Origin of the sequence: Pseudomonas sp. EA_15y_Pfl1_P101, assembly GCF_963970835.1 — a bacterium.
GTDB classification, from domain to species: domain Bacteria; phylum Pseudomonadota; class Gammaproteobacteria; order Pseudomonadales; family Pseudomonadaceae; genus Aquipseudomonas; species Aquipseudomonas tritici.
Genome location: NZ_CAXAPA010000010.1, coordinates 85615 through 97862 on the forward strand (window position 1 = coordinate 85615; position 12248 = coordinate 97862).

The window sequence follows — 12248 nt, forward strand, 5'->3', positions numbered from 1 at the left end:
TCAGGTAAGAGGCGCCGACTTATGGTGCCGGCTGCCCTGCTGAATAACGCCTGAACAGACCTGAACATTCCCGCGCTTACCGACCTGCGGGCCACACCCACTTAGGGATCAACCGAACGTAAATCAACTCGCCCACCAGTTCTATCAGGGTTTGCAGGATCACCACCGTCGCCGCCAACCCACGCACATCCTCGGGCAAGGCCAGCGCCAGAGGCAATACCACCAGCGAGTTGCGCGTCGACGCGCTGAATGTCACCGCCCTGGCCGCCGTCGCCGGGAGTGCAAACAACCGCGAGGCCAACACGCCCATCAGCGGCGCCAGCACCAGAAAACCCACATACACCGGGATCACCGGCAGCAACAGGTTGATATCCCGTACCACCGATGTGATTTGCGAGCCGATCACCACAAACAACACCACCGCCATCGCCGGCACCGGCAACCACGCCCAGCCACTGTTCCAAACACTGACGACCGGCGATCGCTGTGCCAGGGAAGTCGTAACCACCGCCAGAATCATCGGCACCACGATCAACAAGAGGAACGCCTCGATAAACGGCCTTGCCTCCACCACTACCTCGGATTGGGCGCCTAGCATCACACTCAGATAGATCGGTAACAGCGCCAATTGCAGCAGCAACAGCACCGGCGTAGCCGCCAGCATCAACCGCGAATCGCCCTTGCCGATATGGGTAAACACCACCACGTAGTCGATGCACGGGGTCAGCAACACCAGCAACGCCCCGACCAGCAATGCCGGACGCCCAACCAGGCTCTGGGTCAATGCCCACACCAGCAGGGGCACCAGGATAAAGTTGGCGAGCAGTAGTGCCGACAGGAAACGCTTGTTACTCAAGCTCTGGCGCAGATCCAAAAAAGGAATTTGGAGGAACATTGCGTACATCAGCATCGCAATGGTGGGCGTGACCAGCGCGCCGAGGCCGTGGGCAAATGAGGGTGCGAGCAAGCCACAAGCGGCCGCCAGAAGAACGGCTACGAAGTAAACCGGGATCTGGTTGTGTTCGAGGGTGTCGCGGGTCATGAGGCGGCTCTATCGGATCGCAAGAGCGCAAGGTTATGCATCTACCGACTTAAGGTCGAGCGATACAACCAGTTTGGTTATCAGGGGTACTCCTGACGGGCATGTAGCACTGTCAGTATCTCGATCCAATCCTCTATTCGATACACCACCAGATAGTTCGGGTGCACGACAACTTCTCGAGTACCAGGGATTCGACCCATGCGGTAGAGATACGGATGATCTGGAAGAGCCGTTGTCGCTAGCTCGATGGACTCGTTGAAATCACTGGCTGCCGCAGCATTGCGCTCAAGAATGTATTCTAAAATTGCTCTCAGCTCGGCGCGTGCTTCCGGCCGCCACTCAACCCTCATCTTGCGCTTTTCGCTTCGATTCAATCAGAGCGCGCATCTCTGCCATAACCTGATCATGCGGAATGTTTGGACGGGGATCATCAATTGAAGCCTGCACCTTGGCACGAAACCAACGGTCATAGCTGGCGGCCTGCTCTTCAGTTTCAAACGCTGAAACGATGGGAGAAAGTGGAATGCTCATAGAGACCTCCTTAAATGATGCCTGCCAGTCTAATCGGTCCATGATGTGCTGTCGTTCCTCTCGGATGTATGGCTTTATCAAGGGATGTCGGAGCTTAGTGAGCCTGCCATAGGGAACACAAGTAATGGCAAACTGAACAACTGTTACTAAAAAAATAAGAAACTGACAGAGGCCGTGAAACGATGAATTTGACCGACGTCTGCTCGCAAATACCTGCGGCCTCACGTATGCACGATCACCGTATTCCTTTCAAGGAGCCTGCCATCGACGGCTACGTCTTGGGCGGCTTCACCTGGCGCCACCTGCGCACCGACCTCGAACGCCCCCTCGTCATCATCAACGCCGCCACCTCCGTACGCTGTCGCCACTACGCCCGCTTCGCCGACTACCTGTTCGCCAACGGCCTTGACGTCATCACCTACCGCTACCGTGGCATCGGCGAATCCCGCAGCGGCTCACTGCGTGGCTTCAAAGCCTCGTGGTCGGGTTGGGGCGTGCTGGATTTCGAGGCGATGCTGCAGCGAGCGACTACTGGGTTACTTCGACGGCAGTGAACGCACTCATCTGCGGATCGCGCCTGCTGATATTGGCGAAAAGGCAGTCGGACATTTCGCATTTTTTCGCAGCGAGCATCAGCAGAGGCTGTGGCCGATTGCATTGGTATGGCTGCAAAACGGCCAATTAGCTGCGGATACCCTTGGGATTTCCCCCAACCTGCGCTTCAATACTCCCCCCAGATCCAGACCCCTAGGACGCTAAGCCCATGGCCTCGCCAGACAAGCAGCAAAAACGTGCCCAACGGGCAAAGGCCAAGGCCAAGCAAAACCGTACCCAGCGCGCCGTCGCGGCCAAGCTGGATGCGTTCGCCGGTGATGACAGCCGCATTGACCTTGAGTCAGTGGATTTGACCGAGCTGTTCGTAGAAATGCGCACGGCAGGCGAAACCAGCCAGCAAACCCTCTGCGCCGTGTTCCTGGCCCACCCGTTGCTGGCGCTGGTGCTTGAGCAAGAAGGCGAAGAAGAAGCCACCGACTTTATCCTGGCGGCGCTGATCGAGTATCGGCAGTGGACCACGGACACTGATGATGAGGCAGCGGCACTGGCGTGGATCGAGTCGCCGGAGTTCCAGGCGGATTACGTGGCGGCGTCCCAGGCGCTGGTCAGCTCGCAAGAATGACGCACAACTAAATGTGGGAGCGGCGGTGCACTCCCACATTATTTACCGCATTCCGTCAGTTCAGTACGGCAGCACCCGCGCTCTGCGCCTTGCGCCGGCTGGATACAAACAGCCCTGCCGCCACGACCAGCAAGCTCAGCACCCCAGTCGCGATAATCTCGACCCGATGCGCTTCCTGGAACAGCATGATGGTCAGCGTGCCCACGATGAACACCATCACCGCGTAGGTCAGGCCCGGGAACAGCCACATCTTGAAGACAATTTTCTCGCCCGCCGCCATACGTTTCTGACGCATGCGCAGTTGCGACACCGCGATCACCAGATAGACCAGCAATGCAATGGCACCCGAGCTGGCGAGCAGGAATTCGAACACTGCCGCCGGGGCCACGTAGTTGGCGAACACTGCCAGGAAGGCTGCGCCAGTAGACAGCAGCACAGCCCAGTAAGGCGTGCCACTCTTGTTGGTGCGCTTGGCCACGGCCGGTGCATCACCGCGACGGCCCAGGGAGAACAGCATGCGTGAGGCGGTGTAAAGCGCCGAGTTCAGGCAGCTGGTCACGGCTACCAGTACCACCAAGTCGACAATCAGCTTGGCATTCGGGATGCCCATGCGTTCCAGTACGGTCTGATACGAACCCACCGCCGCCAGGGTCGGATCGTTCCATGGCACCAGGGACACCACGATGAAGATCGACAGCAGGTAGAACAAACCGATCCGCCAGATCACCGAGTTGGTGGCCTTGGTGATTTGCTGGCCTGGGTTCTTCGATTCAGCCGCCGCGATGGTGACAATCTCGGTGCCCATGAAGGAGAACATGGTGGTCAGGATCGCCGCCATTACCGCGCCCATGCCGTTCGGCATGAAGCCTTGGGTGTCGAACAAGTGCGAAACGCCGCTGACCTGGCTGGTCGGCAGGAAACCGAAAATCGCCGCCAGGCCGAGGATCACGAAGCCAACAATCGCCACGACCTTGATCAGCGCAAACCAGAACTCGAACTCGCCGTAGTTCTTCACGCTGAACAGGTTGGTCACGGTCAGCAGCAAGGTGATGATCAGCGTAAAGGCCCAGATGGCCACATCCGGGAACCAGGCATGCAGGATGGTCGCGGCGGCGTTGGCCTCCAGCGGAATCACCAGCACCCAGAACCACCAATAGAGCCAGCCGATGGTAAAACCGGCCCAGTGGCCGATCGCCCGGTCGGCATAGGTGGAGAACGAACCCGTGTCTGGCGAGGCGACGGCCATTTCGGCCAGCATGCGCATCACCAACACCACCAGCGTACCCGCAGCGGCGTAAGCCAACAGTACGGCCGGGCCGGCGGCAGCAATCGCGTGGCCGGAGCCAACAAACAAACCGGCGCCGATAACGCCGGCAATCGACAGCATGGTGACGTGACGCGGTTTGAGCCCCTGTTCGAGGTCATTGGAGCTTTGCGTACTACTCATTGACACACCTTTACGAGGAATTGCGAAAACGGTCCGCCCGGCCTGTGATCTTTATCGTGAAAAGAAACCAACAGGGCGTTCTTTATTTTTTACGCAAGATTTGCGCCAAAATGTTACAGCGTCGCGATTGACGCGGGCTGTAGGAGGATTGAGCAGTCCTCGCAAGTCATTGAGAACAATGGCATTCCGCTATAGCGTTACCGTGCGACTCACTTTCAATACGAAAAAACGCACCATAAACACACACAAAAAGTACGTGACGCCCCACAAAAGGGCTGATAAGCACCGTTTGCCCGGTTAACCCTTCCAACCCCCGGCCAAAGCTGGCACCATCGCGCCCTTTTTTACGCGAAGCCTGCGGCTTTTCGGGTTCAAACGGTTGTTCGGTTGTTGATGGCGCGACACCCTGCTGTGCCGATGCGACACCCTGCCGCACACCACCTGTTTACCGCCGGCCGCGCTGTTGGCTGCCATCAAGACGCTATGCTAGCTTGGCGCCTCGCCAGGAAGGCGGACCAACAGCGAAGATCGCAACGAACACAACGAGGACCGCACATGGCCGAGGCCACGCCCGCGCTTGAAATCCGCAACTTGCATAAACGCTATGGTGAGCTGGAGGTACTTAAAGGTATTTCGCTGACCGCTCGCGACGGCGATGTGATCTCGATCCTGGGTTCCTCCGGTTCCGGCAAGTCCACCTTCCTGCGCTGCATCAACCTGCTGGAAAACCCGAACCAGGGCCAGATCCTGGTGGCCGGCGAAGAACTCAAGCTCAAGGCCGCGAAAAACGGCGAGCTGATGGCCGCCGACGGCAAGCAGATCAACCGCCTGCGCAGCGAAATCGGTTTTGTGTTTCAAAACTTTAACCTGTGGCCGCACATGAGCATCCTCGACAACATCATCGAGGCCCCTCGCCGAGTGCTCGGCCAAAGTAAAGCCGAAGCCATTGAAGTGGCTGAAGCCCTGCTGGCAAAGGTCGGGATTGCCGACAAGCGCCACGCCTACCCCGCGCAATTGTCCGGCGGCCAGCAACAGCGAGCGGCCATCGCGCGCACCCTGGCGATGCAACCCAAGGTCATCCTGTTCGACGAGCCCACTTCGGCGCTTGACCCGGAAATGGTTCAGGAAGTACTTAATGTGATCCGCGCGCTGGCCGAAGAAGGTCGCACCATGCTGCTGGTCACCCATGAAATGGGCTTCGCCCGCCAAGTGTCCAGTGAAGTGGTGTTCCTCCATCAGGGCCTGGTCGAAGAGCAAGGATCGCCACAGCAGGTGTTTGAAAACCCGCTTTCGGCGCGCTGCAAACAATTCATGTCCAGCAACCGCTAACGGAGCAACATGCATGCAGAACTATAAAAAAATCCTCCTGGCCGCGGCCGTCTCGATGGCATTCAGCGCCACGGCCATGGCAGAAACCTTGAAAATGGGGATCGAAGCGGCCTATCCGCCGTTCAACAACAAAGACGCCAGCGGCAACGTCGTCGGCTTCGACAAAGACATCGGTGACGCCCTGTGCGCCAAGATGAAAGTCGAGAAGTGCGAAGTGTATGTGTCCGACTGGGACGGCATCATCCCGGCCCTGAACGCCAAGAAGTTCGACTTCCTGGTCTCCTCGCTGTCCATCACCGATGAACGCAAGCAGGCCGTCGACTTCACCGACCCGTACTACTCCAACAAACTGCAGTTCATCGCCCCTAAAGCCACCGCCGACTTCAAGACCGACGCCGCTTACCTGAAAGGAAAAGTCATCGGTGCACAACGCGCGACGTTGGCCGGTATGTACCTGGAAGACAAGCTGCCGGATACCGAAACCAAGCTCTACGACACCCAGGAAAACGCCTACCTCGACCTGACGTCCGGCCGCCTGGATGGCATCCTGGCCGACAAGTACGTGCAATACGAATGGCTCAAGAGCAAAGACGGTTCCGCCTACGAGTTCAAAGGCGACCCGGTGGTAGAAAGCGACAAGATCGGTATCGCCGTACGTAAAGGCGACCCACTGCGCGAGCGCCTGAACAAAGCCCTGGCGGAGATCAAGGCAGACGGCACCTACAAGAAGATCAACGACAAGTACTTCCCTTTCAGCATCGAATGATGCTGAACGGTATGCCCGACGCGCTCACGTGAGCGCGTCGGCTTTTTGCAATGCCTGCCGCGATATGAAAACACCATGAATTTCGATCTCTACGGATTCGGCCCGGCGCTCGCCGCTGGCGCGCTGATGACCGTCAAACTCGCGCTCACGGCCCTGTGCCTGGGGCTGGTGCTCGGCCTTGCCGGCGCCTTGGCCAAAACTTCGCCGTACAAGCCGCTGCAATGGCTTGGCGGTGCTTACTCGACAATCGTTCGCGGTGTGCCGGAACTGCTGTGGGTGCTGCTGATTTACTTCGGCACGATCAACGCCATGCGCTCACTGGGTGAGTTGCTCGACATTCCCGACCTGTCCCTCAGCGCCTTTGCCGCTGGCGTGATCGCGCTGGGCATGTGTTTCGGCGCCTACGCCACGGAAGTGCTGCGTGGGGCGATCATCTCCATTCCCAAAGGCCACCGCGAAGCGGGTGTGGCGCTGGGCCTGTCGAAGTTTCGTATCTTTACCCGGTTGATCATGCCGCAGATGTGGCGCATCGCCCTGCCGGGGCTGGGCAATCTGTTCCTGATCCTGATGAAAGATACCGCGCTGGTTACGGTCATCGGCCTCGAAGAAATCATGCGCCATGCGCAAATCGCCGTAACCGTCACTAAACAGCCTTTCACCTTCTATATGGTCGCCGCGTTCATCTATCTGGCCCTGACGTCTCTGTCGATGGTAGCTATGCACTTCCTGGAAAAACGCGCCGCCCGCGGCTTCGTGAGGACGACGTAATGGAATGGGAAGTCATCATCAAGTGGCTGCCGAAGTTTATCCAGGGCGCCATCCTGACCCTGGAACTGGTGAGCATCGCTGTGATCCTCGGCCTGATCCTGGCCATCCCGCTGGGTATCGCGCGCTCGTCCAGGCACCTGTCTGTGCGTGCCCTGCCCTATGCCTACATCTTTTTCTTTCGCGGCACGCCGCTGCTGGTGCAGTTGTTCCTGGTCTACTACGGCCTGGCCCAATTCGACGCCATCCGTTCAAGCTTTATGTGGACGTACCTGCGCGACCCGTTCTGGTGTGCCACCGCCACCATGACGCTGCACACCGCAGCGTATATCGCCGAGATTCTGCGGGGCGCCATCCAGGCCATTCCGCCTGGGGAAATCGAAGCAGCCCGTGCGTTGGGCATGTCCAAGCCCAAGACGCTGTTCTACATCATCCTGCCCCGGGCCGCGCGCATCGGGCTGCCGGCCTACAGCAACGAAGTCATCCTGATGCTCAAGGCCAGCTCGCTGGCGAGCACCGTGACCCTGCTGGAGCTGACCGGCATGGCCAGGACGATCATCGCGCGCAACTACCTCACCGTGGAGATGTTCTTCACCGCCGGCGTGTTCTACCTGCTGATCTCCTTCCTGCTGGTGCGCGGCTTCAAACTGCTGGAACGCTGGCTGCGCGTCGATGAATGCCAGGGACGTTGAAGCACGCTTTGAGGCGCTGGATGCGTTTCTGATCAAGCACCAAGGGCTGTGGCGACCACGGCCCTTTATTCATCGGCAATTGCCTTGGGAACCCGAGCATCCGGAACTGGCCCGGTGGCTGCGTCAACGCTCGTTGTCCGACGCAGAAACCAGCCATAACCACCCCCACACACTGCCGGCGCCCGCACCGTTTCCCACACTAGCCTGCGAAGCCTTGCATCTCAGTGCTGTGGATAAGTTACCGACGCGGCTCCTGCAACCCGCTGCGCACCGCCTGAATGTCGACGTACCCGGGCGCAAATGGCAGCAAATCGAAGCGTTCGGCGCCGCGCTGCAGTTTGCGCAAACACCCCGGCATTGGCTGGATTGGTGCGCCGGCAAGGGCCACCTCGGCCGCCGCCTGTTGCACACAGGCCAACAGCTGACCTGCCTGGAGTACGACCCGGCGCTGATCGCGGCAGGCCAGGCCTTGAGCGATCACCATGGCCTGCCCGTTATCCATCGCCTGCAAGACGTGATGGCCGATGTGGCGCTCAGCCGTGAACACACGCCCGTCGCCCTGCACGCCTGTGGCGACCTGCACGTGCGCCTGCTAAAACTGGCCAGCGCGGTCGGGTGCCAACAGCTCGCGCTGGCGCCCTGCTGCTATAACCGCATCACCGCCGACACCTACCAGGCACTGTCCACCGCAGGCCGCGCCTCAACCTTGCACCTGTCGATCGATGACCTTGGCCTGCCCCTGAGCGAAACCGTTACCGCCGGCAAGCGGGTGCGCTTGCAGCGCGACACGTCCATGGCGCGGCGCCTGGGTTTCGATCAACTGCAACGCGAGCTGCGTGGCTGCGACGAATACCTGCCCGCGCCTTCGCTGCCCACGCGCTGGCTGGACAAGCCTTTCGCCGACTACTGCCGGGAACTGGCACGTCTTAAGGGGTTATCCACAGCTGAACAAGAGTGGGCAGTATTAGAGGCGTACGGCTGGAGCCGTTTGGCCGAGGTCAGAAACCTGGAATTGGTGCGTGGCCTATTTCGGCGCCCGCTGGAGTTATGGCTGGTACTGGATCGGGCATTGTTTCTAAGCGAAGCCGGCTACAAGATCGAAGTAGGCAGCTTCTGCGAAACCGCATTGACGCCGCGCAACTTGATGGTGCTTGCCGAGCGCGATTAGGGGGCAGAATTGTCGCACCACAGCCTGTGGATAACTCTGTTGATAGATTCTTTACAGAGCCTGTAGCCCTCTGCGCTACAGGTCGAAAAACAAGCTGATCATTTTTTGTTCACCCAATAAAACATCCGCAAAACAGGCAGTTGCGGCGGAATGAGAACCGCTCCAAAAAATGGCTGTTACGTGACATCCTCAACCAACCGATTGTGCATAAGCATCTGGCGTTAAGCATATAAACCGCGACTTATAGCGATTTTTTGCGCGCAATCAATAACCGGCAAAGCGCGTCGATATCGTCTCCGGCCAAGGTCAATGCCTGGCTGTCCAAGGGGTCGACGCCAAACGCCAGCGCTTCATTGATTGCCCTGTCGCGGTGCACCTCCAGCGGCGGCTTTGCACCCAGGCGCTGCTTGAACGCCTCAAGCATGTCCAGGGTGAAGGCATCGTCCTCATCCAGTTGGTTAAGCACATAGCGAACCTGCGGTGGGCCCTCGCGCGCAAGATGCGGGGCCAGCAGCCTATCGAGTTGGTCCAGGGTGGCCAAGGACGCGGCGTCAGCTTTGGCAATCACCAACACCACATCGGCCACGCTCAAGGCTTGATCAAAGTAGACATTATTACCGGCGGGGGTATCGATGATCACCGTTTGCCGCTCGCTCAGGCGCAACCCCGACAACTGCTGCGCCAGCCAACCCGGTTCGCGCTTGAGCCAACCCTGAAGGTTTTCCTGCTGCTGGGTATCGATATCGCCAAAGGGGATGACCCGGCACCCGGCGAAGCCCGGTTGCAGGATCTGAACCCAGGGCGTATTCAACAAACTGGCGCGACCGATGCCAGGCAAGCTCGCGCTGACGCCGAAGTGATGACGCAAGGCGTTCTGCGGGTCCAGATCCAAAGCCACCACCGACTCACCCAACCGCTGCATGCCGCTGCTCAAGGCCGTGACCAGCGTGCTGCGGCCCACGCCTCCATTGGCCGAGACCAACGCGACGACAGTGGGCCGTGCCACGGCAACCTTTTCCTGTTGAGGTGGTTCATTGGCCCTCGGGCCTGAAGAAGGAAAGGGGGCGCCATCGTCGACCGGAACACTGCCGAAGAAATGCAACCGCGCGTTCAGCCCGCGCACATCTCGCGTGACATGTTTGCCGAGCAACACAAAAATCTTGTCAGTAAGGCTCATGACCAAACTCCCACACGACGCTGCCTAAAGACGTGAAGGGCCGGCAAGAAGAAGGCTTACCGCAGGTCTTTTTATATAGGGCGCTCTGTTGCCGCATTCTCTGACAGCGAAAACAAAGTGTCATTATTTTGATGAAGTTAACGCTAAATTTTTAGACCGACGGCAAGTAGTCAAATTAATGACCCCGCCAGCATCCGATCCAACGTCTCTGAACCTATGAGCGAACCGGGCACCCGAGTCCCCGGTTCTGGCCCACCAATCGACTTAACGGCGAATGCGGTACTCGGTGAACGCGTAATCACCCTGGCAATCACTGGAAGGATCCGCCGCCACACTGACGTAATGCACGGTATCCGGGTCGACCAGTTTATACGTGTAGATATCCGGCGAAGGCACGCCATCCGTGCGCAATTCATTCTTGCCGTTGGCCGCGGCCCACGTGCCCTGCTCGGTCTGAATCACCTGAGTCTGCTGCGCATCACGGAAGAAGGTAATAGTGAAACGGCCGTCCGGCTTGAGGTTATTGGTCCACGACAGGAACTGGCACTTGCTGGTCTGCGTGCGCAAGCCCTTCCAGGTACCGACCAACGCCGGATCGTTGCCAGGCTTATGGGTGGAACACGCGCTGAGGGCTGTGACGAGAAGGATCAGGGACAGTGAAAAAATCCGTTTCATGTAAAGGCTTCCTTGGGTCGAAACGAGTGCGGAAATTGCCTTGATCAAGACCGGGTAGACCGCTGGATGACAAAGGATGAATCCTACCTCGTTGCGAGGAAAAAGGGTTCGCTGCGAGAAAACCTTGGCTTCTGCAAAAATAGTCAGAATTCAGGGGTTTACAGAAGCTTGGCAATCGCTATAATCGTCGCCCTAACACGCCGGTATAGCTCAGTTGGTAGAGCAACTGACTTGTAATCAGTAGGTCCCGGGTTCGACTCCTGGTGCCGGCACCATATAGAACAACGACTTAGGCTCACCTCACGGTGGGCCTTTTTCGTTTTGGGCTTCTTCTAATAGAAATTTTCCCCGTTCGTTCCCCGTTTCTTTAAAAGACTGGTGACTCCACCCTCGTCAGTCATCAGCACAGCAAGCCATCCCATTACCTCGCAACATCACCACCCCGGATCAGGGTAGTGGCCATTCATGGGGTGTTTCACGAAAGGCGGATGTAGGGGATTATCCGCGATTAGCTGGGCTCCCATTCCGGTATGGCAGGTACTGGAAAAACTACCGAGGTCCCGGTAGTTCACTTTCCCGCCTACAAGCGCATTTCCCTGATTACGCGCCTAGGCTCAGTTCCCTGCGAAAGTGCGCGTCGGGCGTCCTTGGTGAGCTGATCGAGGGCTTGCTCCTCGAATGCCGCCGCCATTGCGCTGGCCTTCCTGACAATCAGCAGCGCCAGTTCCGGCGGAAACGCCACCTTGTCGGCGGGTAGATAATCACAGTCAATAACGGACACGGCTCTATCCTCGGTGCGCGGTTGATGCTGGCGCCGGAATGAAGCGGGGCCAGCAGATGACCTGCGGATGTTACCAGCGGAACGTGAGCAACTACCTGGAAACCGGGGCTGGCCAAGCTGACAAGTCGACCAGCTTCCGCTCCAGGGTGAACAACTCGTTCACCACCTGCTCCGACCTGCTGTCAGGTCGCTGGAAGCCCCGGAAAATACTTGACGAGCATCAAGCACCAGCACACCACCTATCAGGCTGTCAGCGTCGTATTGCTTGGGCTGCGGGCAACTTGGTCGTGGTCTGTCGGCAAAAATCTGTCTAGGGCCTGTCTAGTATTGCCTGGCGCGCTAAGCATTTGTGTGGCCCGGTATTTCACCACACCATCCCGCCAGCAGAGCCTTGATATTGATCGAGCAATTACCTTGACGGGTACCTCTAGAATTCTTGACGAGGCTAGCATTGGCCAATCTGCGCGAATGCCCGCAAAGCTTTGTCCTGCCTGGCTTTCAGCGACCCAACTGCTGGTGGCACCAGATAAATCCGTCAAGACCTGTCAAGAATTTCGTCAAGTTTGCGTCAAGGCTGGTCAAGGATTCTAGAGGTGTTTACCTGGTGCGATTCTGGGCCACTGGTCACGCAAATTACCGTCGCGGCTCTCCCCGATTCTGGACGAGGTAGCCATCCGGTCGCCTACCGGATCTGCCGC

13 protein-coding genes, 1 tRNA gene and 1 pseudogene are annotated in these 12248 nt (G+C 58.5%); 8 read left to right on the top strand and 7 right to left on the bottom strand.

All coding sequences use genetic code 11. From position 1 onward, the window contains the following. Positions 1 to 76 precede the first annotated feature (76 nt). The 3 genes from AACY36_RS17185 to relB form a co-directional block, all read right to left on the bottom strand. Positions 77 to 1042: an arsenic resistance protein gene (locus AACY36_RS17185; RefSeq protein ID WP_339497329.1), complete on the bottom strand. Its 966-nt coding sequence runs from the start codon at positions 1040 to 1042 to the stop codon at positions 77 to 79. An 80-nt stretch (positions 1043 to 1122) separates the two neighbouring features. Beyond that, positions 1123 to 1392: a type II toxin-antitoxin system RelE/ParE family toxin gene (locus AACY36_RS17190; protein ID WP_339415478.1), complete on the bottom strand. Its 270-nt coding sequence runs from the start codon at positions 1390 to 1392 to the stop codon at positions 1123 to 1125. Beyond that, positions 1382 to 1573, bottom strand: coding sequence for a type II toxin-antitoxin system RelB family antitoxin (gene relB, locus AACY36_RS17195; RefSeq protein WP_339415477.1), 192 nt, complete (start codon positions 1571 to 1573; stop codon positions 1382 to 1384). Before relB ends, AACY36_RS17190 begins: the two co-directional genes overlap by 11 nt. Before the next feature lie 182 nt (positions 1574 to 1755). Here relB and AACY36_RS17200 point away from each other — a divergent pair. Both AACY36_RS17200 and AACY36_RS17205 read left to right on the top strand, forming a co-directional pair. Next, positions 1756 to 2332, top strand: a pseudogene (locus AACY36_RS17200) (hypothetical protein). A gap of 4 nt (positions 2333 to 2336) precedes the next feature. After that, positions 2337 to 2750, top strand: a complete 414-nt coding sequence (locus AACY36_RS17205) for a hypothetical protein (protein ID WP_339427310.1) — start codon at positions 2337 to 2339, stop codon at positions 2748 to 2750. A gap of 55 nt (positions 2751 to 2805) precedes the next feature. Here the strand turns inward: AACY36_RS17205 and gabP are convergent, their stop codons facing one another. Next, a complete protein-coding gene (gene gabP / locus AACY36_RS17210) occupies positions 2806 to 4197 on the bottom strand; it encodes a GABA permease (RefSeq protein WP_339415475.1) in 1392 nt (463 codons plus the stop codon). 555 nt (positions 4198 to 4752) lie between these two features. Here gabP and AACY36_RS17215 point away from each other — a divergent pair. The 5 genes from AACY36_RS17215 (at position 4753) to AACY36_RS17235 (ending at position 8917) form a co-directional block, all read left to right on the top strand. Beyond that, positions 4753 to 5526 (top strand): ABC transporter ATP-binding protein, encoded by a 774-nt coding sequence (locus tag AACY36_RS17215; RefSeq protein ID WP_339415474.1) that lies wholly within the window; start codon positions 4753 to 4755, stop codon positions 5524 to 5526. Between the two features lie 13 nt (positions 5527 to 5539). Further along, positions 5540 to 6292 (top strand): ABC transporter substrate-binding protein, encoded by a 753-nt coding sequence (locus AACY36_RS17220; RefSeq protein ID WP_339415473.1) that lies wholly within the window; start codon positions 5540 to 5542, stop codon positions 6290 to 6292. A gap of 75 nt (positions 6293 to 6367) precedes the next feature. Beyond that, positions 6368 to 7060 (top strand): ABC transporter permease, encoded by a 693-nt coding sequence (locus AACY36_RS17225; protein ID WP_339415472.1) that lies wholly within the window; start codon positions 6368 to 6370, stop codon positions 7058 to 7060. Then, complete coding sequence (locus AACY36_RS17230; RefSeq protein ID WP_339415471.1) at positions 7060 to 7749, top strand: ABC transporter permease; 690 nt, start codon at positions 7060 to 7062, stop codon at positions 7747 to 7749. Before AACY36_RS17225 ends, AACY36_RS17230 begins: the two co-directional genes overlap by 1 nt. Next, positions 7730 to 8917: a methyltransferase gene (locus AACY36_RS17235; protein WP_339427311.1), complete on the top strand. Its 1188-nt coding sequence runs from the start codon at positions 7730 to 7732 to the stop codon at positions 8915 to 8917. The genes AACY36_RS17230 and AACY36_RS17235 overlap by 20 nt, the downstream gene beginning before the upstream one ends. A 241-nt stretch (positions 8918 to 9158) precedes the next feature. On the opposite strand, the gene bcsQ is transcribed toward AACY36_RS17235, so the two are convergent. Then, positions 9159 to 10094, bottom strand: a complete 936-nt coding sequence (gene bcsQ / locus AACY36_RS17240; protein WP_339438088.1) for a cellulose biosynthesis protein BcsQ — start codon at positions 10092 to 10094, stop codon at positions 9159 to 9161. Positions 10095 to 10358: 264 nt separating this feature from the next. Then, positions 10359 to 10769, bottom strand: coding sequence for a hypothetical protein (locus AACY36_RS17245; RefSeq protein WP_339438089.1), 411 nt, complete (start codon positions 10767 to 10769; stop codon positions 10359 to 10361). Positions 10770 to 10968: 199 nt separating this feature from the next. Here AACY36_RS17245 and AACY36_RS17250 point away from each other — a divergent pair. Continuing rightward, a tRNA-Thr gene (locus AACY36_RS17250) sits at positions 10969 to 11044 on the top strand. Between the two features lie 305 nt (positions 11045 to 11349). Here the strand turns inward: AACY36_RS17250 and AACY36_RS17255 are convergent. Next, complete coding sequence (locus tag AACY36_RS17255; protein WP_339497330.1) at positions 11350 to 11550, bottom strand: hypothetical protein; 201 nt, start codon at positions 11548 to 11550, stop codon at positions 11350 to 11352. Positions 11551 to 12248 lie beyond the last annotated feature (698 nt).